This is a genomic window from Exiguobacterium sibiricum 7-3, assembly GCF_000620865.1.
Taxonomy (GTDB): Bacteria; Bacillota; Bacilli; order Exiguobacteriales; family Exiguobacteriaceae; genus Exiguobacterium_A; species Exiguobacterium_A sibiricum_A.
Genome location: NZ_KK211190.1, coordinates 2584914 through 2611598, shown reverse-complemented (window position 1 = coordinate 2611598; position 26685 = coordinate 2584914). Strand labels below are relative to the sequence as shown.

The 26685-nt window shown below is 48.8% G+C and carries 24 protein-coding genes and 4 riboswitches; of the genes, 15 read left to right on the top strand and 9 right to left on the bottom strand.

The window, feature by feature from the left end; translation table 11 throughout:
• Nucleotides 1-152: 152 nt before the first annotated feature.
• From P402_RS0114470 to P402_RS0114460, 3 genes are all read right to left on the bottom strand, one after another.
• Entirely contained in the window at nt 153-965 is an 813-nt protein-coding gene (locus tag P402_RS0114470; RefSeq protein WP_034770070.1) for a ZIP family metal transporter, read from the bottom strand.
• A 69-nt stretch (nt 966-1034) separates the two neighbouring features.
• Nucleotides 1035-1364, bottom strand: a complete 330-nt coding sequence (locus P402_RS0114465; protein ID WP_026829334.1) for a YolD-like family protein — start codon at nt 1362-1364, stop codon at nt 1035-1037.
• Nucleotides 1348-2673, bottom strand: coding sequence for a Y-family DNA polymerase (locus P402_RS0114460; protein ID WP_034770068.1), 1326 nt, complete (start codon nt 2671-2673; stop codon nt 1348-1350). Before P402_RS0114460 ends, P402_RS0114465 begins: the two co-directional genes overlap by 17 nt.
• Nucleotides 2674-2832: 159 nt before the next feature.
• Here P402_RS0114460 and P402_RS0114455 point away from each other — a divergent pair, with 159 nt between their 5' ends.
• Nucleotides 2833-3480, top strand: coding sequence for a pentapeptide repeat-containing protein (locus P402_RS0114455; protein WP_026829332.1), 648 nt, complete (start codon nt 2833-2835; stop codon nt 3478-3480).
• Between the two features lie 60 nt (nt 3481-3540).
• Here P402_RS0114455 and P402_RS0114450 read toward each other — a convergent pair whose 3' ends face one another.
• The 6 genes from P402_RS0114450 to P402_RS0114425 all read right to left on the bottom strand — a co-directional run bounded on the left by P402_RS0114450 (nt 3541) and on the right by P402_RS0114425 (nt 8033).
• Entirely contained in the window at nt 3541-4296 is a 756-nt protein-coding gene (locus P402_RS0114450; RefSeq protein WP_026829331.1) for an MBL fold metallo-hydrolase, read from the bottom strand.
• 68 nt (nt 4297-4364) lie between these two features.
• Complete coding sequence (locus P402_RS0114445) at nt 4365-4874, bottom strand: arsinothricin resistance N-acetyltransferase ArsN1 family A (RefSeq protein ID WP_026829330.1); 510 nt, start codon at nt 4872-4874, stop codon at nt 4365-4367.
• Between the two features lie 140 nt (nt 4875-5014).
• Complete coding sequence (locus tag P402_RS0114440) at nt 5015-5554, bottom strand: 1,2-dihydroxy-3-keto-5-methylthiopentene dioxygenase (RefSeq protein ID WP_026829329.1); 540 nt, start codon at nt 5552-5554, stop codon at nt 5015-5017.
• 15 nt (nt 5555-5569) lie between these two features.
• Nucleotides 5570-6190, bottom strand: coding sequence for a methylthioribulose 1-phosphate dehydratase (locus P402_RS0114435; RefSeq protein WP_026829328.1), 621 nt, complete (start codon nt 6188-6190; stop codon nt 5570-5572).
• Complete coding sequence (locus P402_RS0114430; protein WP_026829327.1) at nt 6187-6846, bottom strand: 2-hydroxy-3-keto-5-methylthiopentenyl-1-phosphate phosphatase; 660 nt, start codon at nt 6844-6846, stop codon at nt 6187-6189. The genes P402_RS0114435 and P402_RS0114430 overlap by 4 nt, the downstream gene beginning before the upstream one ends.
• A complete protein-coding gene (locus P402_RS0114425) occupies nt 6843-8033 on the bottom strand; it encodes a 2,3-diketo-5-methylthiopentyl-1-phosphate enolase (RefSeq protein WP_026829326.1) in 1191 nt (396 codons plus the stop codon). Before P402_RS0114425 ends, P402_RS0114430 begins: the two co-directional genes overlap by 4 nt.
• An 80-nt stretch (nt 8034-8113) precedes the next feature.
• Nucleotides 8114-8215, bottom strand: a riboswitch (SAM riboswitch).
• 207 nt (nt 8216-8422) lie between these two features.
• A riboswitch (SAM riboswitch) is annotated at nt 8423-8525 on the top strand.
• Between the two features lie 78 nt (nt 8526-8603).
• Between P402_RS0114425 and mtnK the strand changes: the two genes are divergently transcribed.
• From mtnK to P402_RS0114355, 14 genes are all read left to right on the top strand, one after another.
• Complete coding sequence (mtnK, locus tag P402_RS0114420; RefSeq protein WP_026829325.1) at nt 8604-9773, top strand: S-methyl-5-thioribose kinase; 1170 nt, start codon at nt 8604-8606, stop codon at nt 9771-9773.
• Nucleotides 9770-10816 carry an S-methyl-5-thioribose-1-phosphate isomerase gene (gene mtnA, locus P402_RS0114415; RefSeq protein WP_026829324.1) on the top strand — a complete coding sequence of 349 codons (1047 nt, stop codon included), beginning with the start codon at nt 9770-9772 and terminating at the stop codon, nt 10814-10816. The genes mtnK and mtnA overlap by 4 nt, the downstream gene beginning before the upstream one ends.
• A 19-nt stretch (nt 10817-10835) precedes the next feature.
• Entirely contained in the window at nt 10836-11918 is a 1083-nt protein-coding gene (locus tag P402_RS0114410; protein ID WP_026829323.1) for a sugar ABC transporter substrate-binding protein, read from the top strand.
• Nucleotides 11915-13438, top strand: coding sequence for a sugar ABC transporter ATP-binding protein (locus P402_RS0114405; RefSeq protein ID WP_026829322.1), 1524 nt, complete (start codon nt 11915-11917; stop codon nt 13436-13438). The genes P402_RS0114410 and P402_RS0114405 overlap by 4 nt, the downstream gene beginning before the upstream one ends.
• Entirely contained in the window at nt 13431-14447 is a 1017-nt protein-coding gene (locus tag P402_RS0114400) for an ABC transporter permease (RefSeq protein WP_026829321.1), read from the top strand. Before P402_RS0114405 ends, P402_RS0114400 begins: the two co-directional genes overlap by 8 nt.
• Nucleotides 14448-14816: 369 nt before the next feature.
• Entirely contained in the window at nt 14817-15773 is a 957-nt protein-coding gene (locus tag P402_RS0114395; protein WP_026829320.1) for an AAA family ATPase, read from the top strand.
• Entirely contained in the window at nt 15770-16852 is a 1083-nt protein-coding gene (locus P402_RS0114390) for a DUF58 domain-containing protein (RefSeq protein WP_026829319.1), read from the top strand. The genes P402_RS0114395 and P402_RS0114390 overlap by 4 nt, the downstream gene beginning before the upstream one ends.
• Nucleotides 16849-18921, top strand: coding sequence for a transglutaminase TgpA family protein (locus P402_RS0114385; protein WP_026829318.1), 2073 nt, complete (start codon nt 16849-16851; stop codon nt 18919-18921). The genes P402_RS0114390 and P402_RS0114385 overlap by 4 nt, the downstream gene beginning before the upstream one ends.
• A 37-nt stretch (nt 18922-18958) precedes the next feature.
• Nucleotides 18959-19060, top strand: a riboswitch (purine riboswitch).
• 129 nt (nt 19061-19189) lie between these two features.
• A complete protein-coding gene (guaA, locus tag P402_RS0114380) occupies nt 19190-20710 on the top strand; it encodes a glutamine-hydrolyzing GMP synthase (RefSeq protein ID WP_034770322.1) in 1521 nt (506 codons plus the stop codon).
• 253 nt (nt 20711-20963) lie between these two features.
• Nucleotides 20964-21308: a hypothetical protein gene (locus tag P402_RS16575; protein WP_051524890.1), complete on the top strand. Its 345-nt coding sequence runs from the start codon at nt 20964-20966 to the stop codon at nt 21306-21308.
• Nucleotides 21309-21519: 211 nt separating this feature from the next.
• The gene (locus tag P402_RS0114370; protein WP_026829316.1) at nt 21520-22050 is read left to right on the top strand and encodes a hypothetical protein; all 531 of its coding nucleotides are present in this window, start codon (nt 21520-21522) and stop codon (nt 22048-22050) included.
• 200 nt (nt 22051-22250) lie between these two features.
• Nucleotides 22251-23267: an acyltransferase family protein gene (locus tag P402_RS16570; RefSeq protein WP_081776659.1), complete on the top strand. Its 1017-nt coding sequence runs from the start codon at nt 22251-22253 to the stop codon at nt 23265-23267.
• 120 nt (nt 23268-23387) lie between these two features.
• Nucleotides 23388-23489: riboswitch (purine riboswitch) on the top strand.
• A gap of 134 nt (nt 23490-23623) precedes the next feature.
• Complete coding sequence (locus tag P402_RS0114360) at nt 23624-24928, top strand: NCS2 family permease (RefSeq protein WP_026829315.1); 1305 nt, start codon at nt 23624-23626, stop codon at nt 24926-24928.
• A 91-nt stretch (nt 24929-25019) separates the two neighbouring features.
• Nucleotides 25020-25931, top strand: coding sequence for a proline dehydrogenase family protein (locus P402_RS0114355; protein WP_034770053.1), 912 nt, complete (start codon nt 25020-25022; stop codon nt 25929-25931).
• The last annotated feature ends 754 nt before the right edge of the window (nt 25932-26685 follow it).

Here is a 26685-nt window from a genome sequence, read left to right as displayed (position 1 = left end):
CTGACAGCGTAAAAATGCGCTTTTTCCTGTAGGAGTAGCATGAAGAGAGTGATTTTTATTTAAATTCAAACGAGAAAAGGATGGCAGAATTATAATCTGTCACCCTTTTCTTTGTAGAGACTGACTTTAGAGTCGTCCCATTCTATACTGGATTATCCGAGTGCCACATCGAGAATCATCATGACCGTGAAACCGACCATCAGACCAAGTGTTGCCAAGTCTGAGCCGTTTTCAGCCTGCGATTCGGGAATCAATTCTTCGACGACGACGAAAATCATCGCGCCGGCAGCAAACGCCAAGGCATACGGCAAGAGCGGCTGAATGAAGAAGACGGCAGCAGCACCGACCATGGCAGCAATCGGTTCAACGATTGCAGACAATTGTCCGTAGTTAAAGGCACGCCGGCGTGACATGCCTTCTCCACGGAGCGGAATCGACAAGGCAGCCCCTTCCGGCATGTTTTGAATCCCGATCCCAAGTGCGAGTGTCAAGGCACCGGCAACGGTCGCACCGTCCATGTTCAAGGCGGCTGCACCGAAAGCGACCCCGATTGCGAGTCCTTCCGGAATATTGTGGAGCGTAATCGCGAGAAACAGCAATGTCGTCTTTTTCAGACCGGTCGAAGGACCTTCGGCTGTTTCGAGTGGAGCGGATAAGTGCAGGTGAGGGGTCACAAAATCGAGAAGGCGGACAAAGAAACCGCCTGCCAGGAAGCCGATTGCGGCCGGCAACCAGGCAATCCCGCCGTCTTTTTCCGTAAATTCAATTGCCGGAGCAAGCAATGACCAAAACGAAGCCGCAATCATAACACCGGCTGCAAAGCCGAGCATCATATTCATGACCCGTTTTTCAATCGTTGTAAAGACGAAGACAAGTGCGGCTCCGAGTGCCGTTAATCCCCAAGTCATCATGCCGGCAAGCAGCGCTTGCACGACGACCGGAAGTCCGGTAAACCATTCCATCATACAGATCATTCCTTCTTTCAATCCCAATTCGTAAGATAAGTGCGTGAGGCATAACAGCTTCTGTCTCTTCTACCCGTTTTCAATCCGAATGATTCGCCCGAATGGAATTTCAATCAATGATGATCCGCGTAGCACGAGATAGGCGCGTTCACGATGAACCTGCTCGATGAAACCGGATGTCGTGACATAGCCTCTTTCACTATAATACTTGATTTCAAGCTCTGTTCCTTCTATTAATGCTTGTTCGAGTAAGAACTGCCAGGGATATTGCAATTGTTCATCGATTGCAGGAAGGTCGATTTGATGTTTTTCGAGATAATAGGCTTTGAGCAGTTGAATGTGTTCCGGCATCAAAAAGGGAAGCCATTTGAGGTTTCCACGGTCACGATAACGTGTCATGCTGCTCACCTCCGGGATGGCCGCCGACGAACCGGAGCCGGCGTTTGGCGACACTTGTATCGAGGAAGGAAACAGCGAGCCGGATTGTTCCTTTTCCGTAACGTAAATTGACATGGTCGATGGCTTTTAATAACCGTTTTCTGCGCCAGACCTTTGTATTGTCTTCAAACAAGGACAATTGAAGTGTTCCCTGATCCGGGGTGAGTTGTCCGAGGGCGACCGATAGAAAGCGGACCGGTTCACCGTCGAGCCAATTCGGTTCGAACAATTGCAGGACGTAACGCAACAACAGCCGTTCATCAGCTGTCGGATAAGGCAGACGGAGCTGTTTCGAAAAGCCGTCCCGGGTGACATGGCGGGAGTAGCGAACGCCGAGATGCACCGTCCAACCGACTTGATTAGAAAACCGGACTCGTGCCGCGACATCACCTGCTAATTCGGCCAAAACTAAACGAATCTGTTCGTACTGGTAATAATCGCGCATTAAAGTAACGCCATGTCCGATCGTTCTTTTGGCATCCGGTGCAGTCTGAAATAAGGTCATCGGATCGATGATGGTCGGAGAACTGTCGATTCCCCAGGCATGGTGCCAAAGTTCTGCCCCAAGGACTCCGAACCGTTCATGCAGATCTTCGACCCGGGCTGCGGCAAGGTCGCCAATGGTGTTGATGCCGATTACTGACAAGTGTTGTTCCATCATCCGTCCGACGCCCCACATTTTGCGAATCGGAAAATCGTGCAGCAACCGAGAAATATCGGCGTAGCCGCATCGGGCAATGCCTTCGCGTTTTCCCCGTAAATCGAGGACAAGTTTTGCGATGACATTGTTCGGACCAATCCCGATCCGGACCGGAATGCCGGTCTGATGCCAAATCGCCGTCTGGATTTTCCGGGCCGTTTCAGTGTCCGATCCGAAAAGTCGTTCCGTTCCGGTCATATCGATAAAGTTTTCGTCAATCGAATAGATCCGGATCGCGTCGGGAGGTGCAAACTGATGCAAGACATCCAGTACTTCGATTGATGTTTTCATATATGCGAGCATCCGCGGTTCGACGAGCACAATCTGTTTCCGTTCACGATAAGGCAACTGTTCAATTTGATAAAGACGACTAGCTGTCTTAATACCAAGTTGTTTTAAGGCGGGACTGGCAGCAAGAACAACGGATCCGGACCGATGAAGGTCTGATACGACAGCAAGTTTCGTCGTCAAAGGAGGAAGGTTTCGGTAACAACATTCGCAACTGGCATAAAAAGAAACACTGTCGACACAAAAGATCCGTCGATCGGGAAAAGAGATAGTCGGGTTCATCGGAAACACTCCTTGATACATAAAAGAACGTTTGTTCTTATTTTTGATTTGACTATATCATGGTCTCAGTCGGTCTCAAATCAAAAAACCAAAAAAAGAGTCAATCTTTGCTACACTAAAAAAGAGAAAAGTGACGTAGAAGGAAAGAAGGGGAAGTACGTGAAAAAACAAATCATTCAATTACCCGAGTTACCGCACCAATTGACACCGGAAACCTTTGCGGATGTCGAAATCGATGACCCGTATCTGTATCAAACACTTTACGAAAAAGAGACACTCCCAATCGAGTTGACAGAACGGCTGGATGTCAATCAAGTCTGTTTTCGGAACATCTCGTTCGCTGGTCTCGTTTTTGAACGTGCCTCGTTTGAGAACGTCCGGTTTGAACAATGTGACTTGACGGGCTGTCAGTTCCAGGACAGTCGTTTTCACCGGGTCGTCTTTGAGGATTGTCGCCTGACCGGAATTCACTTTGAATCGAATACGGTTGATCATGTAACGATCAAAAACTGTCAGGCCAATTATGCCCAACTGATTCGGACGGCGTTACGTCACGTCGCAGTGGAGCAGACGACGATGCGGGAAAGTCATTTCTTTGAAATGAAGCCAACCGATTTCCGGCTGCATGAAGTCGATTTGTCGGAAAGTCAATGGGTCGAGACGGCATTAAAAGGACTGGATCTGCGGCAAGCCGATTTATCCGGAATCACGATTGATCCGCGCTTCTTACCAGGTGCCATCGTCACGGAAAGCCAGGCCATCACGTTTGCCCGGTTACTCGGACTCGTCATTCCAAGTCACGATTAACGATCAACAAAACGAAGTCCACTATCCCGAGTACTACCGGGACAGTGGACTTCGTTTCGTTTAGAAGGAAATGGTTTCGCCGTCATCCGGAATGAGGAAATGAGCGGATAAATGATGGGCAGCCAAGAAATCAGCAATCATATCACGGCGCAGAAGACAATGATTGACGGATTCGAGATGCGAGACGATGATTGTCGACTCAGCAGCTGCTTGATGAACGGCGAGTAAATCGCGCTGGGACATCGTAATCGGTTCTCCGGTCAAGAATTGTGCCGCACCACTGTTGACGACGATGATGTCGGGTGCATGCTGCTCGATTGCAGTTGCGACATCATCACACCAAATCGTATCACCGGTGATATAGAGTGTCGGTTCGTCGGGATGCGTCAAGACGATACCGGAAACGGTGCCCATCCGTTGGCCTATTTCGCCAACACCGTGTTGACCCGATGTATGAGAAACGCGGATATCGCCGAGTGACAATCCGTTCTCAAACGATGAGACGTTCGTGAATCCGGCTTCGCGGATCGTAGCCGCATCTGACTCATTTTGAGCATAAAGAGGAATCTGTTTCGGTAAGACTTTTTTTGCCGTCTCGTCAAAATGATCGGCATGGAGGTGGGTAACAAAAATTGCATCGGGATCAAGTAATGTCGAGACATCGACCGGTAAGTCGACGAGCGGATTCGAGACGGCGTTTGGCGTTTGACCAAACGGCGGCAAAGTTCCTTTTTCACCGAGAAACGGATCGATTAAAAAAACTTGGTTAGCATAAGTGACGACGAGTGTTGCATTACGAATCTGTTGAATATCCACGGGCAGTCTTCCTTTCGGGTTGGGAATGTTTCACTGTTCGTTCATTTCCCATTCAGCCGCCGTGTTAATCATATTTGATCGTCTATCGTTTTCGGAAGCAACTTTTCCATCGCCAGGACATCGACATAATACCCGTTGAGCATGCCCTGTTCCTTAAATGTTCCGACAATCCGGAAACCGGACCGGATGTAGAGCTTTTGACCGATCTTATTGAACGGAAACGTAAACAGGATTAACTTATGGAATCCGTGCGTAATCGCGTGTTCTTCGATGACCTGTAACAACTGACGACCGATGCCTTGTCCGCGGTGGGTCCGGGTGATGTAGACCGATAATTCACCGACCGATTGATAGACGGGGCGCGGGTTGTAGGGGTCAAGTGAGATGAAACCAAGAATCGTTGTTCCTTCATACGCCACAAACCCGGCATAGCGGGGTGTTCGTTCCTGATACCAATCCTCCATAAAGGACAATTCCTTAGTATCCGTTTCAAGCGTCGCGATCCGGTCTTCGATGCCTTCGTTATAGATGGCGAGGATGTCTTGTAAATCAGCTTCTTGGACAGGACGAATCATCATACACGTGACCTCCATTCAAATGAGTCTTTTCTTCATTATATAGGAGGAAACGAAAACAAGCGGTATGTTTGTAGGATAGGAATGGAGCAGAAAAAAACAGACAGCCGGATGGTCCGGACCGTCTGTCTTCAGGATGTTCCTCAGTTCGTTGTTTCAATCGGATCTTTTTCATAAATCGGCACCCAACCATCCGTCGTCACGAAAATCCGGACGGCAACGACTTTGCGATCGTCCTGGAGCGTGAAGTAATGACGTGTATTGACGGGAACGGAAATCAAATCTCCGGGGTTCAGTTCGATGTTGTAATAGCCGACTTCGTCATCCTGGATCGCAAACACACCGTGACCGCTGACGATGAACCGGACTTCGTCATCCGTATGGTGATGCTCCTTTTGGAAGTTGACGAGCAGTTCATCCAAGTTCGGTGTTGCATCGGACAGTGAGATGATATCGGCCGTTTGATAGCCGCGACGTTCCGAGACATCGGTGATTTCCGATTGGAACGTATCGAGAATCGTTTGTTTGTCCGCATCCGTCAACGTATAGGTGTCGACCAGTTCTGCGGGAAGCTTCGACACATCCCATTGTTCATATAGCACGCCGCGTGAAGCAAGGAATGAAGACACCTCGTTTTGATCCGTATACCGTTCGTTTGTCTTTTGGAAAAGTACTGTTGCCATTTTAAATTCCTCCTTTTAATGAATCGCCTGTCGGCACGTTTGTAGTTTTAACGTGTAGCTGAACAAAAATTCAAAGGCTTCCAACTGTTTTTTCGCTTCAAAGGCAGTCGGTGCCCAGACTGTAATCCCGTGATTGCGAATCAGGACGGCGCCGCTTTGCGTTTTTACATGCTTGGCAAACACTGCAGCAAGAGTCGGGATATCCGCATGGTTCGGGATAATCGGCACGACGACTTCCGCATCTTCTTCCCAGTGGCCAAGCGCCTTGATGATTTCCTGACCGGTAAATCGGATTTCCCCGAGGTCTCCGTAGAGTTCCGAAATGACATTGTTGTCGACCGTATGGACGTGAAGCGAGCAGCCGGCCGACGTCCGGTTAAACACTTCGACATGAAGTAAGGTCTCAGCAGACGGACGTCCGTTTTGTTCGCCGATCAATTGACCGGTCGCGTCAACATGGACGAAATCGTCCGGCGTGTCCTGGCGTTTATCTTTGCCGCTTGCCGTCACAAGAAATTCTGTCGGACTGCTGTTCGTCCGAATGGCGAGGTTACCGCTCGTACCGGGAAACCAGTCGCGTGCAGCGAACTCCTGCTTGATCGCTCGGAGTTCTTCGTATCGTTTCAAAAATGTCATGCATGCACCCCCGTTGTCTGCAGATGATCCACAATGTCGTAAAACGTTTCAAACGGCGTGTACGGAATACCGTGCTGTTCGCATAGCGTAATCAGATAATCACGGGCGTAGACATGATCAGCCTGTTTCGCCAGTTCAAAATCCGTCACGGAGTCACCAATCGCGATGATCGTGTCACCGTCCTGCTTCAGCTTCCGGGCGATTGACGTTTTACAACAGCCGCATTGATTCGTACAGGCCGCGTCACAGGCATGCGGCCATTCAATCTGCACTATCTCCTCACTGAAGTCACTGCCGTTACAGTAAATCGCTTCATCTGTCAGTAAATCGGCAAGAATCGGTTCGACAAAAAAGTCGATCCCGCCGCTGACGATGGCAAAGTCGATTCCGTTCAATTTAGCAAAAGCGAGTAAGGTCTCAAAGCCGGGACGGATGACAGCCCGATCAATCAAAAAATCAACATAATCTTGTTTTCGATCTGATGGGAGCAACCGGAACATCTGTCCGACCCCGGATTGAATCGACAGCGAGCGGTCGAGCACACCTTCTTTCAACGGTTCAAACGCTGCCGGCGAGGCAAATTCCTTCATCAAGGCGATGATATTATCGTGTTCCGTCACGGTCCCGTCAAAGTCACATAAAATCCGGATTGTCATTTCGTGATCCCCCAAGCGTCGAGGGCAATTCGTAATTCTTCCTGCCGCACCGCAGCACTTGTCAGCGATTCTCCGGTCAGTGCGGCGTCGAGCGCCTGACGGAATGCGAGGACACCGGCAGCGGCACCTTGCGGATGACCGTGAACGCCGCCTCCAGCATTGATGACCGAGTCGGTACCGAAATCACGGACGAGCTGGGCTACGAGACCGGGGTGGATACCGGCCGAGGGAACCGGCAAAATTGTCTTCGTGTCCCCGATCCGGGTTGCTTCGACGGCGATCCCGCGGGCCAAGTCTTTGGCGAGTGCCACGTTCCCGTACGGCGATGGGAACAACGTCAAATCGGCACCAGCCAGTCGCGGTAACGTTCCGAGCAGAACAGGAGCCGCAATCCCGTATTCGGGACTTGCGATCAAGGCACCGCTTAAGGCCGGATGATTGAAGATTGGAACGGAAATGTCCGGGTCAGCCGCTAACTCGCGCAGGACGTCGAGTCCGTATGTAAACGTATTGAGCAGGAAGGCGGTCGCGCCGGCTTCAATCAAACGTTTCGCTTGATCCTTCAAGCCGAAGACGGGACCGCTTAACGTAATCGCGTAAAGCGCCCGTTTGCCGGTCCGTTCATAATGGGCATCGAGGACTTCCCGGCCAATCCGTGCCCGGTCGAGTGCCGGCGTCAACGGATTGTCGTACAATATCTCATCATCTTTGACGAGATCGATGCCGCCCGCGAGCTGGGCTTCGAGTTGTTCCCGTAAAAAGACGAGGTCTCGTCCGATGACCCCTTTAAAGATGCTCATCAACAGGGGACGGTCATGGACTTGAATCAACTGACGGATTCCTTCAATCCCGAATTTGGCACCGGGGAAGTCGTTCGTGAACGACGGGGGAAGCTGTAGATCGGTTAACTTGATTTGTCCGTCGAGCGACAGTTTGCCGAAGACCGTCGTTAAGATAGCGGAAAAGTCGCGTGAGACGTTGTGTTCCGGATAACGGATCGTGATGTAACCTTTGCCGTCATGTTCTTCGGTATGAACAACCTGTCCTTTGAAGGATTCCAGCTGCTGCTGTTCCAAATGATTTAAATCGGTCCAGGAACCGACCGTCAGACCGAGCGCGATTTGTTCTGCTCGTTTCGCCAACTGATTGGTCGTCCCGAGTTGGTACGTTGCGGTAATATACGCCATATGAATCGTCTCTCCCTTATTGAAAAATACAAAAATGGTCCCTCGTCAATGACAAGAGACCATGAAAAATTGCGCGTGGACTCTTATCTGTCAGCGTAATAGCTGCAAGAATTAGCACCGTGCCAAGTGGTCGGTTGCTGCGACATCGTAGGGCTCGTCCCTCCGTCTGCTCTTGATAAGAATTGGATGAAATTGTGAAATCTAATTGCAATTTTTACACGAGATTGGTCCCTTGTCAAACTATATTTTGAAAATTTATTTTTTTGAAAATACTTCTTCTATAGACGGTTCCGTTTTTTAAGCCGTTTCACTAAAAATTGGAATTGACAGACGACCAACCGCGCACGTAGTATTCAAATCAACATCAACCACACGACAACTACATATGACTCTTATCGTGAGTTGGCAGAGGGAATTGGCCCGAAGACGCCGCAGCAACCGACCATCCGGCACGGTGCTACATCCAACAGACATTCGTCTGAGAGATAAGAGGACGGAGTATTCTACCGCGCCTCTTTTCTTTGACGAAAAGAGGCGTTTTTTCGTGTGATCAACAAGGAGGAAACCATAATGGGATACCAAGCATTTACAGTACAGGACGCGATTGAACGGGTCCAGACACTCGGATTGATCGGCAAAGGACCGGTGACGGCAGAGGAAATCGGGGACGGGAACTTAAACCTTGTCTTTCGGATTCAATCGGGGAATCAGCGATTGATTTTAAAACAGGCTTTACCGTATGCGAAAGTCGTCGGCGAAAGTTGGCCGTTATCGCTTGAACGGGCCTGGATTGAACAGTCCGCCTTAAAAGAATTTGCAAAAGTCGCCGTTCCGTTCGTCCCGCACGTCTACCATGCAAGTAAGGAAGAGGCATTTACGGTGATGGAGGATTTGTCTCACTTGACGATTGTCCGGACCGGCTTGCTCGAAGGGGAGAAGTATCCGTTGCTTGCGGAACATATCGGTTCTTACTTGGCGCGAACACTGTTTTACACGTCGGATTTTGCACTTGGACCGGTCACAAAAAAACAAGTGGCGCGGAACTACTACAATCCGGATCTCTGTGATATCACGGAAAAATTAATCTTTACGGATCCGTTTTATGACGCGGAAACGAATGCGGTTGAAGCCGGGCTGGAATCGGAAGTGGCTCAGTTGTGGCAGGATGCAGCGCTGAAACGCGAAGTCGCGAAACTCGAAACTCTGTTCATCACGAAGGGCGACGCGTTATTACACGGGGACTTACATACTGGAAGTATTTTTGCTTCAGCCGATGAAACAAAAGTCATCGATCCCGAGTTTGCCTTTTACGGACCGTTTGGTTTTGATGTCGGACAATTCATCGCCCATCTCTGCTTTGCCGCGTATCCGAACTATGCCGAGTTACGGAATGGACGGGTGAAAGACATCGATACATTTTGGCTGACCTTTGCGTCTACGTTCAAAGCATTATGGGAGCGGGAAGCGGTGGAGCCGTTCCGTTCAGCGGACGGGCTTGTTGACGATGTCCTCAGCACGATTTTGCAGGACGCACTTGGCTTTGCCGGATGTGAATTGATCCGCCGGACGATTGGACTAGCACCGGTCGCCGACCTTGAGAACATCACGGACGCGGGGGAACGACTCGAGCGGAAACGCCATGCGTTACGTCTTGGAGTGGCATTGATTAAACGCCGGACTGAATGCAAGACGTTCACTGATTTACGGAACTTTGATTTGACGGAGGAACTCAGCCGATGAGCCAATTCGTCCAAAGCATCATCTATGAAAATGGGACGGTGACGATCTTGGATCAGACCCGGCTCCCGGAAGAAGAACGGTATGAAATCATTCATGATTTAGCGCAAGCGATTGACGCAATCAAACAATTGCGAGTCCGTGGTGCACCGGCGATCAGCCTGTTCGGCGGCTTCATCCTTGTACAGGAAGCATTTCGGACGACAGGGTCGCTTCCTGAAGCGAAACAAGACTTGTTGACGGTATCGGCACAACTACTCTCGACCCGACCGACCGCCGTCAATCTGCGGAATGTGCTAGATGAGCTGAATCAGCTGATCGTCTCGAGCACGACGCTTGCCGAGTTGCCAAAACGGTTGGAACAAAAAGCACTGGCGCTTTATGAGGCGGATGCCAAGACATCCCGGCAAATCGGTATTCATGCGCTGGAATTGTTCCAGTCCGGTGACCGGATTCTGACGATTTGTAATGCCGGATCGATTGCGACAGCGGCTTACGGGACGGCACTCGCTCCGTTTTATCTCGCGAAAGAACAGGGAATTCCACTCTCCGTTTATGCATCGGAAACCCGTCCGTTACTTCAGGGAGCACGTTTGACGACATGGGAACTGCAACGGGCCGGAATTGACGTGACGTTGATTACGGACAACATGGTCGCGCATACGATCAAGGAAAAGAACATAACTGCCATCATCGTTGGTGCTGATCGGATTACCCGAAACGGCGATACGGCGAACAAAATCGGCACGTTCCAACTGGCGTTACTGGCCCGTGCTTTCGGGATTCCGTTTTATGTCGCCGCACCACTTTCGACCTTTGATTTTACGAGCTTATCGGGAGACGAAATTGAGATTGAAGAACGCGATGCCCGTGAAGTGACGCAACTGGCCGGAAAAGTGACGGCGCCAGCCGGAGTAGCGGTTTTTAATCCGGCGTTTGACGTGACACCGCACGAATTAATCACGGCAATCATTACGGAACTCGGGGTCATCGAACATCCATCCGTCGAGACGATCGAGCAGACAATCGGACAACAGATACGTTAAACAGACAGGGGAGATCGAGATGAAAAAATTAGCATTTGCGGTACTTGCACCAGCGGTCTTGCTGGCTGCTTGCGCCAATAGCGAAGCGACACCGGCGAAAAAAATCAGTGGTGTACCGGAAGGCGTCCAGGGTGACGTCAAGATTGCCGTCATCCGCAATTTGGCATCCGACGATCATACGAAACAGTTTTTGGACGGAGCCCGGTCGGAAGGGGAAGCACTTGGTTTTCAGGTCAACACGTTCATTTCGGAAGGCAATGACGTTAAATTCAAGGAACTCGTCGCGCAAGCCGTTCAGCAGGATTATGACGGATTGATCATCTCGCACGGAAAAGAGGATTATGCCTACGACATGATCAAGCCGGCGATTGACAAAGGAATTAAGGTCGTCACATTCGATACGGTGACGAAGAAAAAAGACCAGACGTTAAAAGGCATCACGGAAACATTCCAGGATGATCACAAGCTGGCACAGCTTTCGCTGGATGAAGTGACGAAAGTGAAGGACGACAAGCCGGTCCGAGTCATCAAACTGTGGTTCGGTCCGGGTTTTGCACCGCTTGACCGCCGTCAGGAAATCTACAAGACGTATGAAGCAGATGGGAAAATCAAGACGCTCGAGACAGTCGGACCGACGAACTTCCAGGATGTCCAAGGCGATATCGCGACGAAGATGAACGCAATTCTCGCCAAGTATCCGAAAGGAAGCATTGATGCCGTCTGGGGTGCCTGGGATGAAGTCGCCAAAGGGGCGTATAAATCCTTAAAAGACAACAAACGACAGGAAATTCCGCTTATTTCAATCGATGTCTCGAATCAGGACATCAATCTGATGCGTGAGAAGGGCAGTAATTGGGTGTCGACGAGTGCCGTCGATCCGCATTTGATCGGGCAGACGGACATGCGTCTGCTTGCGAAAAAGCTCGCCGGCGAAACAACACCGGACAGTTTTGACCTGGACGCCAAACTGGTCGAGCAAAAAGCGTTGAAAGCCGACACGACGATGTACAATCTCGATACGATCATCAAAGGCTGGAGTACATCCGAAAAATTCAACGAACCGTGGATGGAAAAACTGCGGAAAGCGAATGACGGGAAATGACCCGTCCGGTGAATGAACAACGACTGGAGATGCAGGGGATTTCAATCGAATTTCCCGGCGTCAAGGCGCTGGATGATGTTGATTTTTCCGTGCGCCGCGGGGAAATCCATGCGCTTGTCGGAGCGAACGGAGCCGGTAAATCCACGCTGATGAAAGTGTTGGCCGGGGCGTACGATTCATATGACGGAACGATTTGGTTTGACGGTCTGCCGCTGACGATTGATTCACCGGGTGCCGCGAAACGGGCCGGGATTGAAATCGTCTATCAGGAAGTCGATACGGCACTGGTCGGTTATTTGACCGTCGCCGAGAATATCTGTCTCGATGTTCTGACGAGCGGACAGCTGAAAGGGTTCATCAGACGGCAGCGATACGAAGAAATAGCCGAGCGTGCTTTACGGAAATTGAAGGCGTCGATCGATGTCAGGCAGCGGGTCAGTGAGCTGCGACTGGCCGAAAAACAACTGGTTTTGATTGCCCGCGCCCTGGTGCAGGAGAGTCGGTTCCTGATTTTAGATGAGCCGACTGCCCCGCTCAGCGGACGGGAAACGGAGCAACTGTTTCGCATCATTCGTGAGCTGGCAGAGACGGAACAACTGGGCGTCATCTTCATTTCCCACCGCCTGCAGGAACTATTTGAGATTTGTGAATCCATTTCCGTCATGCGTGACGGGAAACTGGTCTCACGGCAGCTTCTTGCCGGACAAACAAAAGAAACCGTCGTCGAACAGATGCTTGGCCGGCGTCTGCGGCAATCGAAACGACAGACGCGTCCGGCAGGCGTAGCCTCACTTGAGCTCGACCGGATCACGGTCACCGGGCACCTCAACCAGGTCTCCTTAACGGTCCGTGCCGGAGAAGTAATCGGCATTGCCGGACTCGTTGGTGCTGGCAAGACGGAATTGTGTAAAACGATTTTCGGGTCGCTTCCTGTCACTTCGGGATCGATTCGTCTGCACGGAGAAACACGCCGCGTCCGTTCGCCGTATGATGCGGTCCGGCTTGGTATTGGACTTGTGCCGGAAGAACGGCGGAAAGAAGGGATTTTAGTTTCGGATCCGATTGATCAGAACATGACGGCAGCCAGTCTCAAACAATTCGTCAACCGGTTCGGGTTCGTACAAAAGACGAAAGAGCGGACCGCAACAAAAAAAATCGTTCAGCAACTGTCGATTAAAGTCAGCAGTACCGAGCAACGTGCCGCCGACTTATCGGGCGGCAACCAACAAAAAGTCGCCATCGGAAAATGGTTGCTGGCAGACGCGTCCGTTTTAGTGTTGGATGAACCGACAAAAGGTGTCGATGTCGGAGCGAAAGCGGAAATCTTCCAAGTGATTGACCGGTTGGCTGCAGAACAAAAAGCCGTCATTTATGCGTCGAGTGAACTGGATGAACTGCTGGCTGTAACCGACCGGATTTATGTCATGTATGACGGGGAAATCGTGTTTGAGACGACCACTGCGGAAACGACCGAAGAACAATTATTGTGGTATGCAACAGGAGGACGACAGAATGAATGACGTATTGCACGAACCGACGGCAAAGCCGGACACACCACGAACCGCACCGGGAAAACCGGTGTTGCGTTTCTTGAATGACTGGGGCATCGTCCTCGCGATTCTCGCACTTATTCTATTCTTTGCCATGACGGCACCGAATTTTTTACAAGGGACGAACCTCGTCAACATTTTACGAAGTATCTCGATTGTCACGATCATCGCCATCGGGTTAACGGTTTCGTTGACTGTCAACGGGTTTGACTTGTCCGTCGGCTCGACTGCGACCTTCGCCAGTTCACTCGTCGTATCTTTTTTTGTGTGGTACAGTCTGCCGCTTGGCGTCTCGATTGGTCTGGCCCTCTTGATTGCCTTGGCGGTCGCACTCGTTAATATTTTGTTGATCGTCCAGTTCAAGATTCCGGATCTGTTCGCCACACTTGCGACGATGTTCATTTTTGAAGGCGTCGCGATGACCTATACCGGTGGCGGGTCAATCAGTGCCGGGATGCCCCGTCTCGACGGTACACCGACGGTCGGCATGATTCCGGAATCGTTTCTAACCATCAGTCAAGCACCGTGGATTATTCTGATCATGCTCGTCGTCGTCGCCGTGACGCATGTCTTTTTGAACCACACACGGCATGGACGTTTTCTATACATCATCGGCGGAAATCCGGAAGCGGCTCATCTGACCGGGATTCGGGTTAACCGGTACCGGGCAGTTGCTTATTTGATTGCCGGATTACTGGCGGCTGTCGGCGGAATCTTGCTGGCGTCGCAAGTCGGCTCCTCCCAAATCAATGCCGGATCCGGTTATTTGATGCCGGCCGTCGCAGCGGCCTTCATCGGTTCTTCATTTGCCGGACAAGGCAAGCCGAATGCGCTCGGGACACTGGTTGGTGCTTGTCTCGTCGGAATTCTTGAGAACGGGCTCGTCATGTTATCGGTACCGTATTATTCACTGAACATCATCAAAGGTGCCGTTTTGGCGCTTGCCTTGGCTTCGACCTATTACCGTTTCAAAAAATAATTAAAAAAAGAGGTTTAACTTCGAATAGAATCGGTAATATTCAGTATATGAAAGGATGGTGATGCACATGAATGATTATCAATGTATAGGGAACGATCGCATGTCGCTTCGAGAAGAAGAGGATCACCGGACTTGACGGACGCAACATGACAATAGACACGAAGTGATTCGTGTTTTACGTGCAGATTGCACGGCTCAAGAACGGTTTACGATATGTGATCGTTCCTGAAAGCAGGAAGGGGGAGTCGCGAACAGCGGCGCCCCCTTTTGTGCGTATTCAACTATCCCTATGCCTTTAAAAGCATCGACAGATATGAGAAGATATAAAGAGTCAGAAAATTCAACTACTAAACAGCAAGGGGCCAGACGATGCGAACATATACGAAGGAGATTCAAGCGATCATCGACAACGTAGAAAAAGTAATCATCGGAAAAGAAAATGTGATTACACAATCTTTAGCAGCATTACTTGCCGGAGGTCACGTGTTACTCGAAGACGTACCGGGTGTCGGGAAGACGATGCTCGTTCGGGCTTTCAGCCGTTCGATTGGTTTGACATTTAAACGTGTACAATTCACACCTGATCTGCTGCCGTCCGATTTGACGGGGGTTTCGATGTATAACCAAAAGACGGGTCAGTTTGAATACCGGCCGGGTCCTTTGATGGGAAACATCGTCCTGGCAGATGAAATCAACCGGACCTCACCGAAAACACAATCAGCATTACTCGAAGGGATGGCGGAAGCGAATGTAACGGTGGATGGAGAAATTCACACGCTTCCTAATCCCTTTTTTGTCATGGCAACTCAAAATCCGATTGAACACGAAGGAACGTATCCGCTTCCGGAAGCCCAACTCGACCGGTTTTTGATTAAGGTCAAGATGGGATATCCCGACTTTCAACAAGAAATGAAGCTATTGACGCGGTTCGAACGGGATGAACCGATTGAGACGCTCGAGTCCGTCATCACACGTGACGAATTGTTACGGATGAAAGAGGCGGTGAAAGACGTTCATGTCTCGCAACCGGTGAAAAAATATATCGTCCATCTGGTCCAGGCGACACGGACACATGCATCACTTTATCTCGGAGCCAGTCCGCGGTCTTCGATTGCCCTGATGAAAGTGGCGCAAGCCTGGGCGTACATGGAAGGGCGGTCATTCGTCTTACCGGATGACGTCAAAGAACTGTTGACACCCGTGCTCTCGCACCGGCTAATCTTAACAGCGGACGCGCGCTATCATGGACAGACGGCAGAACGAGTTCTCGAACAAGTGAAAAAAGAAGTCGCCGTACCGATTCAGCAAGACGTGGAGTCCTTATGACAAGATGGCAAATCGGTTGGCGTTACGCCGTCTTGCTGATCACACTCACAGCTTTATGGGTATATGCCCGGATTGACGGCGGGAACGTCGCATCGCTGCTGGTTTATGTCATGGCAGGATTGACCGTGTACTGGACACTGTTTTTGATCTGGCCTGTCACACAAGCGATTGCGACGCGGGAAGTCTCCAATAAAATGCTGATTGCCGGAACCGACATTCCGGTGTCGCTTCAAGTACGACGGAAATATCCGTTCCTCGTCGGTGCCGTTGACGTGACGGAAGCCGTTCCGGCAGCACTTAGCGAAGAACCGCTGAACATCCGGCATCCGCTGCGGGCGCATTACCGCAAAGTCGAACACATCGACTATTTGATTCCTTCGATCCGCCGTGGACTGTATCAAATTCCCGGATGTGTGCTGGAAATACGCGATCCGTTCGGCTTGTTCATGCGGAAAAAACTTTATCCGGTCGAAACATATCTCGCCGTTGAACCGGCCCGGTTAGCGGTTCAACTGCCACACGAGGATGACCGTGGCGACGGCGGGATTTCTCCCGTCTCCCTTGATCTCCGGCAATCGTCCTTTACGGTCGTCGGTGTCCGTGAATACGTCAGTGGGGACCGGATGAACCAGATCGACTGGAAAGCGACCGCGAAACGGCAAGGATTGATGACGAAAACGTTTGAACGGGAACAGGAGCGCGAGACGACGATCGTATTTGACGAAGGAACGGTCAGTGATGAGAACTTCGAGAAAAGTATTTCCATGCTGGCCGCCGCGACGGATCAACTGAATAAACGCCATCTGAACTACCGGATTCACCTTGTCGGGCACGGGGTCCAGTCCTTGTCGTTGCCGCTCGAAGGCGCAAAATTGACCCACTACTTGATGACGGCGCAACCGAGCCGGACCCGGTCATTCATCGAATCGTGGGAATACTCTTCCAAAGCGTTACGGCTGAACGGAAACGTCCTGTTCATCACACCGGATCTCGAATCCAACAATGAGATGTGGATTTCGAAAGTCCGGCAGGAAGCAAGCGTTCATGTCTATACACCAGAGAGGAGGACGACCGGATGATGCGACGATTGATTTGGAATCTGCTCGCCGGATTGCTGTTTGCGAGCTTCATGCCGCCGTTACTCGAACTGACGACGTTTGAGAGTGTCATTCCGTTTTTGCCGCTCCTGTTGACACCATTACTGCTGTCGCATCTGCGGCGCAGCTGGTTTTTACTCGGCAGCCTGCTCGCCCTGCTCGTGTCGTTTTACTTTATTTTGATTCCCGGAGAAGCACCGTGGAATCTGTTCCGTGAAATCGCGGGCGACATCAACCGTGTCATCAACGGGGAATTACCGGGACGTCCGGCATTTGCCTTCTCGATTGGACTGATCAGTTTCTTGATCGGCTATTTGGCACGGCGGACGTTTCCAAACCGCGGCTTTGTCTTCGGTCTGGCCCTCGGTGTCATCGGCTTCATTGCCTACTGCGACACGTGGACGGATTACTCAGGGGAACAGTTCATCATCTATCCGATCGTCCTGGCGCTGTTTTTGTTATATGCGACAGAAGTCAGTGAACGGCCGACAGCATCCTATGTCCGTCCACTCAGTGCGTTGCTGATTATCGGAGCGACAGTGGTTGCCGCATTTCAGAGTCCGGTCATCACGGCGACATGGCAGGACAGCTGGTATGACTGGACCGATGGTTTCGAGAGTGAGGGCACATCGTCGAGCCGGATTCAAAAAGTCGGCTACGGCAACAACGACGAACAGTTGGGCGGTCCGTTCCAGATGGACGATCGGGAAGTCTTTCAGGTCGAAAGTGAAGGCAGCCGTTACTGGCGTGTCGAGACAAAAGACGTCTATACCGGCAAAGGCTGGGTCCTGTCGAAATCAGAACCCGAAATCGATTCGCGGGGATTTTTCTCGCACTTCGGAGATGATGTCAAGACACGGGAAGAACGGGCGACATTTGAACTGTCACGGGAGCTGCCGTTTGTGCCGTATAACGGGGACAACGTCCGTTTGAGTGTAGACAAGCAACGGCAAAATCTGTTGATTGATCCGGAAAATCAAAAGGTCTCGTACCTGGATGACGCGGAGCGTCAGCAAAATTATCAGATTCAATATACGTATCCGTTGTTTACGGAAGAATTGCTTCAGACGGATGAGCCGATCACATTGTCCGAGATGGAGCAGGACCGGTATTTACAGTTACCGGATACGTTACCGAACCGTGTCCGTGATCTCGCGGAAGAGATTGTCGCGGATGAAGACAGTCCGTGGGATAAAGCGAAGGCAATCGAAAGTTATTTTGAACAGGAAAACTTTGAATACAATACGGAAGAAGTCGCTGTACCGGAAGAAAATCAAGATTATGTCGATCAATTTTTATTTGAGACGAAACTCGGTTACTGTGATAATTTCTCGACATCCGCAACCGTGTTGTTACGTGCTGCCGGTCTGCCGGCCCGTTGGGTAAAAGGATTTACGGGCGGCGACTCCGATGTCATCGGGGCAGCCGTGACGAGTTATACGGTCCGCAATAAAAATGCTCACTCGTGGGTCGAAGTGTATATCGAAGGACCGGGTTGGGTACCGCTTGAGCCGACCGTCAGTTTTGACGGAGCCGGGCAATATACAATCGATCAGGAAACGAACAATGAAACCGAACAAGCCAATCCGCAGCGGGATACGGAGACGGATACCGAAACGGCAACACCGAACCGTCCGCAGGAAAATCTGCTCGATGAAGAACAAACGACGACAGCGGCGCAAACCGAGCAACAGTCGTTCCCGATTTGGCCGGTTGTCGGTCTGATTGTTGGAGTGCTGTTCCTCTATCTCTTCCGGAAACCATTGATCCGGACGGCAGCGGTTTTATTCTTCCGCAACCAGCTTCATCGTCCGGAAGGATTCAAGCGGATGTACCGTTTCTTATTGCGCCGCCTTGATAAACAAGGATTCCACTACAAGGACGGCCGCACACTGACGGAACTTGCGCATGAGGTCGACGGATATTACGAAACGTATGCGATGCGTCCGTTGACCGATGCCTACGAACGGATGGTCTACGGAGGCGAATCGTTATCCGCTGATAAAAAACGTGAATATTTCGAAAATATCATTCGACGGATAGAGGGTTGATATTTTCGAATTGATACAGTTACAATAGGAACAACGTAAATCATACATGCATCTCCTTTGTATATACTCGCGAATATGGCGTGAGAGTCTCTACCGGGTCACCTTAAACGACCTGACTATGAAGGAGCAGACCCTTCGTATACACTTTTTTGTGAAGCGGCCTGCTCTTTTTCCATTTATCTATGGGGGAAGAGTGGGCTTTTTTCATCGGGTTACGCATGAAATTGGAAAGGCGGGAATAGATTTGGAAGCACATTTGGACCAAGAAATGATCCTCGTCCTCGACTTTGGAGGTCAGTACAATCAATTGATCACACGCCGTATTCGTGATCTCGGAGTTTACAGTGAACTGCATTCGCATAAGATCACTGCAGCGGAAGTAAAAGACATCGCACCAGCCGGTATTATCTTCTCTGGTGGACCACGTAGTGTCTATGCAGAAGACGCGTACCGCTGTGACCCGGAAATCTTTGACCTCGGCATTCCGATTTTCGGAATTTGTTACGGTATGCAATTGATGTCGCAACACTTTGGTGGAACGGTTGAACGTGCCGGACACCGTGAGTACGGAAAAGCGACATTGACACTCAATGATCCATCACCTATGTATGCGAACCTCCCACTCGAACAAACGGTTTGGATGAGCCACAGTGACCTCGTCACATCGGTACCAAACGGTTTCGTCGTCGATGGAACAAACGTCTCGTGCCCAATTGCTTCAATCAAAAACGAAGAACTGAAGATGTACGGCGTCCAGTATCACCCGGAAGTTAACCACACGATGTTCGGCAAAGAACTCTTGAAGAACTTCCTGTTTGAAGTCTGTCAGTGTACAGGCGACTGGTCGATGGGGAACTTCATCGAAGTCGAAATCGCAAAAATTAAAGAAGAAGTCGGCGATAAAAAGGTCCTTTGTGCGCTTTCAGGAGGCGTCGACTCGTCAGTCGTCGCAGCACTCATTCACGCGGCAATCGGTGACCAGTTGACATGTATGTTCGTCGACCACGGTCTCTTGCGTAAAGGGGAAGCCGAAAGTGTCATGAAGACATTTGCGGATCACTTCCACATGAACGTCATCAAGATTGACGCGCAAGACCGCTTCTTGAACAAGTTAAAAGGGATCTCGGATCCGGAGCAAAAACGTAAAATCATCGGAAACGAATTCGTTTACGTCTTCGACGAAGAAGCGTCGAAATTGACGGATATGGACTTCCTTGCGCAAGGAACGCTCTACACGGATATCATCGAAAGTGGAACGGATACAGCACAAACGATTAAATCACACCACAATGTCGGTGGATTGCCGGAAGACATGCAGTTCAAGTTGATTGAACCAATCAACACGTTGTTCAAGGATGAAGTCCGTGCACTCGGAAAAGAACTTGGTTTGTCTGACGAAATCGTTTGGCGTCAACCTTTCCCGGGACCGGGTCTCGGAATCCGTGTTCTTGGTGAAATCACAGACGAGAAGCTCGAAATCGTCCGCGAATCCGATTTCATCCTCCGCGATGAGATTAAAAAAGCCGGTCTTGAACGCGAGATTTGGCAGTACTTCACGGTCTTGCCGCCACTTCGTTCAGTTGGTGTCATGGGTGACGAGCGGACATACGACTATGCAGTCGGAATTCGTGCCGTTACGTCGATTGACGGTATGACATCGGACTGGGCACGCATCCCGTGGGACGTGCTCGAGAAGATTTCGGTCCGGATCGTCAACGAAGTTCAGAACGTCAACCGCGTCCTGTACGATGTGACGTCGAAACCACCGTCAACGATTGAGTGGGAGTGAAATTGGAATTTAAAATTAGGAAGTAGCTATAGACCCTTATATACCAATGGTTTAGATGCTGTGAGCTGATTTTACTTCTTATCACCTACGACTATTGACTTCTAAAAATACTCTCTTTTATTTGTGTTATTTCGCAAATAAAAGGGAGTATTTTTATTTAGTCAAAGAAAATGATATGAATAACAGAAAGTGGTAGAATTTAATTTTTTATTTTAGTATAATAAGTTAAATTTAAAAATATTTGGAGGTATAAATGAAAAATTATTTAGTTTTTACTATTTCTATGCTTTTATTAGCATTTATTATCTTTTTAGGAATTGGATTTCATAAACTTACTGTTTACGAAAATCCGTCTTCGGATGACGAATACGTATTTACAGATGAAGAAGACTCAGTTAATGCATATGTTGGTGGCGATGCTTACAATTACATGATTAATGCTTCTCAAGCAACAGCTTATTTTGTATTAGCAGGTTTCTCGTTACTTTCAACAATTTGTCTATTTATACTTAATGCTATTCAAATGAACATTAGGAATGAAAAATCTATAGACAAAGAACCTGAGGAATCGAATGATTTGATAGTAGAGGGAACGTAATAATTAGGTTATTTCAAAATGAAGCTCTCTTTTGTTCGCATGATTTGTGAATGAAGGTGGGCTTTTTTCGTGACCAAAATCATGGGACTGTTGAGTGACGTTAAACTGAATCAACAAATTCTAAGAAGGAAAATAAGACACATCGAGCTGTGTGTCGGACACTTGATATAATATGAAGTGAGTAATGAAATGGAATAGGTGGCGAACCACTATGATTGATTGGATATGGCCTGAAGTTGATCGATTAGAGCATCAAGAGAATTGGAATGAAGCAAAAGAATATCTTTTAAAAGCATGGCAACAAAATCCGATGGACTTAAAAAAGACTGTACGACTTGGCTTTTTTTGTTGGTATGTCGTAGTCGAACAAGGGCCACTGGGAATTACAGATGCAGATATAGATACGGATGAATTAGAGTCTGTGTTGACTGAAGTGACAACTTTCGGTTTGGCTCATTTTATGACGGAGGAAGATTTTCTCTGGTGTTTTGGTTATATGATTTCCATGTTTCCGTATTACTTTGGAGACTATGAACAGTGCGAAGAAAAGGGGATTTCTATGTTAAAACGTGCTTATGAATTGTATCCTGAGGAACCTGTATATAAATATTCTTACTTAGGATCTTTCTCGAATACCTATGGAACACTTAAGGATGAATTAAAGCAGATACAACCTGTTTTAGAAGATCGATTTAAAGGCGAAGGTCTGTTATCGGAATATTTTAAAGAAGTATTCGGTTAACGATCATGTTAATTTTCAACAAAACATGGAACTAAATAGCTGATCAGCTATTCTCTTCTTTAATGTGTATATAACGTTTTTGATGTGTATATAACGTTCTTATTTCTTTTTTTCGAAACCTGTGTTTTTAGATGGAAACTTTAGTAACGTAAAAAAGGATCCGAAGACGGACAGATGAGAAGAGGAGTTGGAAGAGGACGATGAACGGACGAAATCCGGTTTATGATCACGCCAAATTAGTATTAATTTTTTTGGTGGTTCTAGGTCACTTGATTGAACCTTTTATTGTGAAAAGCCGAATGCTAGAAGGTGTTTTTAATTTTATTTACTTGTTTCATATGCCGGCCTTCATCTTCATTTCCGGTTATTTTTCAAAAGCGGAATTGACTGTCAGAACCGGACTAAAACTTTTGGGGGATTACCTCGTGCTGTTCGTACTCATTCAACTCGTATTTGTGGCAGTCATGAAAGGAATCGGAATGGATCAATATCAATTTTTGACCTTCCAACCAGCTTATATTTATTGGTATTTGTTTGCGATGTTCGCTTGGAGTTTAATGTTGCCGGCAGTTCTTCAGTTGGCGCGATTCACTAAATTTGGGGTTGGACACATCGTGGTCATCAGTGTTCTGATTGCTTTAATTGCCGGTTACGTTGAACAGATCGGCTGGATGTTCAGTTTGTCACGGATTTTGGTCTTCTTTCCGTTTTTTGTGCTCGGTTATTATTTCAAGAGTCAAAGTTGGACGATCTATCAAGCATTCCCGAATCGTAAAGTGGCTGTAAGTGTCATGATGATCGTTGCTCTGATGATGTGGATTTGGTCGAACCTTTTTCAGTTTGGTTTGCTGAGTGGAGCGAATTCGTATTCCAAGATTGGATTAACCGATACAGGACCAATCGTACGACTTGTTCTGTATATGTTACAGTGCGTTATGATTGTAGCGTTCTTTACACTATTGCCGCGAAAGCCGTCCTTATTTTCTCATCTTGGAACAAAGACGTTGACCATCTATATTCTTCACGGATTCATCGTCAAAGGACTCGTTGCCGTTGCGTATTTCAATGAGCTTACCGTAGGGAAAGTACTGCTCCTTCCGATTTTGGCGATAGTTCTTGTAATAGTCTTAGGAAGAGTACCGGTACGCTTTCAGCTATCGCCGCTCATTTTAAAGAACGATAAGCGTAATCAGAAAAGCTTAGGGAAAGTCAGTTGATCGAAAAAACGCTTCCAAAACCGAACGTTCGGATTATTTGAACGACTAAATTTCGCTTTTATGGTTGACCGGTGATTTAGAGCGTGCTACGATGTGTCTGTTCTTATTTTAATCATCCACTAAAAAAACAAAAAATAATGCCGTATAATTCTGGGGATATGGCCCGGAAGTCTCTACAGGAACACCTTAAAGGTTCCTACTACGGCGTGCACTGATTCTGGTGTGCGCTTAAAGAAACGGCTTTTACCGCTTAGGTAACTGCCGTTTTTTTCGTTTCTTGAGACGGCTTATTTGGAAAGAGGGCAATCATGAGCACACAGATGAAACCGCAACAATCGAAACAAAAGGAGAATGCGATTGCGCGTTACTTCGATTTTAATGGACTCGGTACGAATATGCGGACAGAGTTCATCGCCGGTATGACGACGTTCTTCGCGATGGCCTACATCTTGTTCGTCAATCCGAACACACTCGCAGAAGCGGGAATGGATGCGGGAGCGGTCTTCGGTGCCACGGCACTCGTTGCCATCATCGGTTCGGTCACGATGGGATTACTCGCCAATTACCCAATCGCTTTGGCACCCGGCATGGGACTGAATGCGTTCTTCGCTTACAGCGTCGTCATCGGAATGGGTATCCCGTGGCAAACGGCTTTATCCGGTGTTTTAGTATCCGGTCTGGTCTTCATGGTGTTAACAGCGTCTGGTATTCGGGAAACAATCATCAATGCGATTCCGGAACCGCTTAAAATGGCAGTAGCTGCCGGAATCGGTTTATTCATTGCTTTCATCGGTTTGAAAACAGGCGGTATCGTTGTCGCCAACGAAGCAACACTCGTGTCGCTCGGTAACTTAGGGCAGGGAACGACATTACTTGCTGTCTTCGGTTTAGTCATCTCAGCCATCTTAATGACACGCGGAATTAAAGGGGCCATCTTCTTCGGAATGATTATCACAGCCATTGCCGGTATGATCTTTGGTTTAATTCCGGTCCCATCAAGTCTCGGTGAAATCGTCTCAGCACCACCAAGCATCGCACCGACATTCGGTCAAGCATTCTTACACTTTAATGAAATCTTCACAGTCCAGATGGCAGTCGTCATCCTGACATTCTTCTTCGTTGATTTCTTCGACACAGCCGGAACACTTGTTGCGGTCGCAAACCAGGCAGGATTGATTAAAGAAAATAAAGTCCCGCGTGCCGGTCGCGCCTTGATTGCAGATTCAACAGCAACGGTCGCCGGTTCAATTCTCGGAACGTCGACTACGGTCTCTTACATTGAATCAAGTGCGGGTGTCGCAGCAGGCGGTCGTTCAGGAATGACGGCGATCGTAACCGGTTTATTCTTCGGACTTGCATTGTTCTTCTCGCCACTCCTCGCGATTATTACAGCACCGGTAACAGCACCGGCATTAATCATCGTTGGTGTATTGATGGCTTCATCTCTTCTCCAGATTGATTGGAAGAAGTTCGAATATGCGGTTCCGGCCTTCTTGACGGTCATCATGATGCCGCTCACGTACTCAATCGCAACCGGTATTGCCTTTGGATTCTTGTTCTATCCAATCACGATGATCGCAAAAGGTCGTGCGAAGGAAGTCCATCCGATCATGTACGCGATGTCACTCGGATTCCTTGCTTACTTCATCTGGTTACACTAAGTTTTCGTGTTGTAATGACGTCTTTCTTCTATATAGAAGAAAGGCGTTTTTTTTGTGGGGGAGGGAAAGAGGAGTAAGAGGAGGTGTTTCGATGATTGAAAAGATTACAGGTCCCGTCTTTGAATACTTGGCGGAAGACAAACGGTTGATTCAGGTGGCGCGAAAAGTCGGTTTGCCTTTAGGTGGAACATTTTTTGTTGGCGGGCAGACATTGGACGAAACAGTTGAAACCGTTCAAACATTAAATCGAGACGGGCGGGCAGTGACAATTGACTGTCTAGGTGAATTCATTGAATCGGAACATGATGCGGCAGCAATCGCCAATGAATGCATTAAAGTCATCCATCGGATTTCAGAGGAGGGACTGAATGCTCAAGTCTCACTGAAACTCACATCAGTCGGCTTACGACTCGATCCACGAATCGCGGTAACACAAATGACCCGAATTTTAGAAACGGCAGAACGTTTTGATATGCGTGTGACGGTTAATATGGAAGAAGAGGCCGTTTGTGAGACGATCATCCAAGTTTTTGAACAGTTGCGGCAGCGGTTCTCAAATGTCGGAATCGCGTTGCAAGCCAATTTATACCGAACGCGTTTTGATCTCGAACGCTTGCAATCCACCGTTCGTGTCGTCAAGGGGGCGTATACCGGTCCAAAAGATATTTATATTGAACGAAAAGAAACCGTTGATATGACATATTTACAGCTGGTCAAACAAAACCTGTTGCAAGGGTGTTATACGCAGGTGGCGACACATGACGAAGACATGATTCAAGAAATCATCCGTTTCGTGCATCGACAGGGAATCGGACCCGAACAATTTGAATTTCAGATGCTTCAAGGGATGCGGCCGAACCGGCAAAAGGAATTAGTAGATGAGGGATACCGTGTCGTGATCTATGTCCCGCATGGCGTTGATTGGTATACGTATTTGATGAAACGTTTGGCGGAACGGCCGGCAAACATCGTCTTTACCGCAATCAGTATGTTAAGACTCTAAAGGCTTTACAAAGGGTTTTTAAATCCTTTGTAAAGTTTTTTTGAAATAATGCTTGTGTTTGTCGAATTTTGTTGGTATATTAATAAATGTTCCAGCGAGACGCCTTTTATAAACGGTTTGTTGGGGCTGAAAAATCTTTTCTAAAACATGGTTGACATAATCGAAAGAACCTGTTAATCTATTGAAGTCGCTAACACGACGCAAAAGAAATGACGAACTTTGAAAACTGAACGATGAGGCAAAAAACGTATCTTCGGATACAAACAATGAATGAAGCGCAAGCTTCGTCAACGTGACTTCGGTCACAAAAACGAGCAAGTCAAACACTTTATGGAGAGTTTGATCCTGGCTCAGGACGAACGCTGGCGGCGTGCCTAATACATGCAAGTCGAGCGCAGGAAGCTCACGGAACTCTTCGGAGGGAAGTGAGGGGAATGAGCGGCGGACGGGTGAGTAACACGTAAGGAACCTGCCCCAAGGATTGGGATAACTCCGAGAAATCGGAGCTAATACCGAATAGTTCTTCAGACCGCATGGTCTGATGATGAAAGGCGCTCCGGCGTCACCTTGGGATGGCCTTGCGGTGCATTAGCTAGTTGGTGGGGTAATGGCCCACCAAGGCGACGATGCATAGCCGACCTGAGAGGGTGATCGGCCACACTGGGACTGAGACACGGCCCAGACTCCTACGGGAGGCAGCAGTAGGGAATCTTCCACAATGGACGAAAGTCTGATGGAGCAACGCCGCGTGAGT

Excerpts from the sequence above, each read along its gene's own strand:
- P402_RS0114470 (WP_034770070.1), bottom strand. The coding sequence starts at position 965 with ATGATGGAATGGTTTACCGGACTTCCGGTCGTCGTGCAAGCGCTGCTT.
- P402_RS0114465 (WP_026829334.1), bottom strand. The coding sequence starts at position 1,364 with ATGACACGTTATCGTGACCGTGGAAACCTCAAATGGCTTCCCTTTTTG.
- P402_RS0114460 (WP_034770068.1), bottom strand. The coding sequence starts at position 2,673 with ATGAACCCGACTATCTCTTTTCCCGATCGACGGATCTTTTGTGTCGAC.
- P402_RS0114445 (WP_026829330.1), bottom strand. The coding sequence starts at position 4,874 with ATGATGATTCGTCCTGTCCAAGAAGCTGATTTACAAGACATCCTCGCC.
- P402_RS0114440 (WP_026829329.1), bottom strand. The coding sequence starts at position 5,554 with ATGGCAACAGTACTTTTCCAAAAGACAAACGAACGGTATACGGATCAA.
- P402_RS0114435 (WP_026829328.1), bottom strand. The coding sequence starts at position 6,190 with ATGACATTTTTGAAACGATACGAAGAACTCCGAGCGATCAAGCAGGAG.
- P402_RS0114430 (WP_026829327.1), bottom strand. The coding sequence starts at position 6,846 with ATGACAATCCGGATTTTATGTGACTTTGACGGGACCGTGACGGAACAC.
- P402_RS0114425 (WP_026829326.1), bottom strand. The coding sequence starts at position 8,033 with ATGGCGTATATTACCGCAACGTACCAACTCGGGACGACCAATCAGTTG.
- mtnK (WP_026829325.1), top strand. The coding sequence starts at position 8,604 with ATGGGATACCAAGCATTTACAGTACAGGACGCGATTGAACGGGTCCAG.
- mtnA (WP_026829324.1), top strand. The coding sequence starts at position 9,770 with ATGAGCCAATTCGTCCAAAGCATCATCTATGAAAATGGGACGGTGACG.
- P402_RS0114410 (WP_026829323.1), top strand. The coding sequence starts at position 10,836 with ATGAAAAAATTAGCATTTGCGGTACTTGCACCAGCGGTCTTGCTGGCT.
- P402_RS0114405 (WP_026829322.1), top strand. The coding sequence starts at position 11,915 with ATGACCCGTCCGGTGAATGAACAACGACTGGAGATGCAGGGGATTTCA.
- P402_RS0114400 (WP_026829321.1), top strand. The coding sequence starts at position 13,431 with ATGAATGACGTATTGCACGAACCGACGGCAAAGCCGGACACACCACGA.
- P402_RS0114395 (WP_026829320.1), top strand. The coding sequence starts at position 14,817 with ATGCGAACATATACGAAGGAGATTCAAGCGATCATCGACAACGTAGAA.
- P402_RS0114390 (WP_026829319.1), top strand. The coding sequence starts at position 15,770 with ATGACAAGATGGCAAATCGGTTGGCGTTACGCCGTCTTGCTGATCACA.
- P402_RS0114385 (WP_026829318.1), top strand. The coding sequence starts at position 16,849 with ATGATGCGACGATTGATTTGGAATCTGCTCGCCGGATTGCTGTTTGCG.
- guaA (WP_034770322.1), top strand. The coding sequence starts at position 19,190 with ATGATCCTCGTCCTCGACTTTGGAGGTCAGTACAATCAATTGATCACA.
- P402_RS16575 (WP_051524890.1), top strand. The coding sequence starts at position 20,964 with ATGAAAAATTATTTAGTTTTTACTATTTCTATGCTTTTATTAGCATTT.
- P402_RS0114370 (WP_026829316.1), top strand. The coding sequence starts at position 21,520 with ATGATTGATTGGATATGGCCTGAAGTTGATCGATTAGAGCATCAAGAG.
- P402_RS16570 (WP_081776659.1), top strand. The coding sequence starts at position 22,251 with ATGAACGGACGAAATCCGGTTTATGATCACGCCAAATTAGTATTAATT.
- P402_RS0114355 (WP_034770053.1), top strand. The coding sequence starts at position 25,020 with ATGATTGAAAAGATTACAGGTCCCGTCTTTGAATACTTGGCGGAAGAC.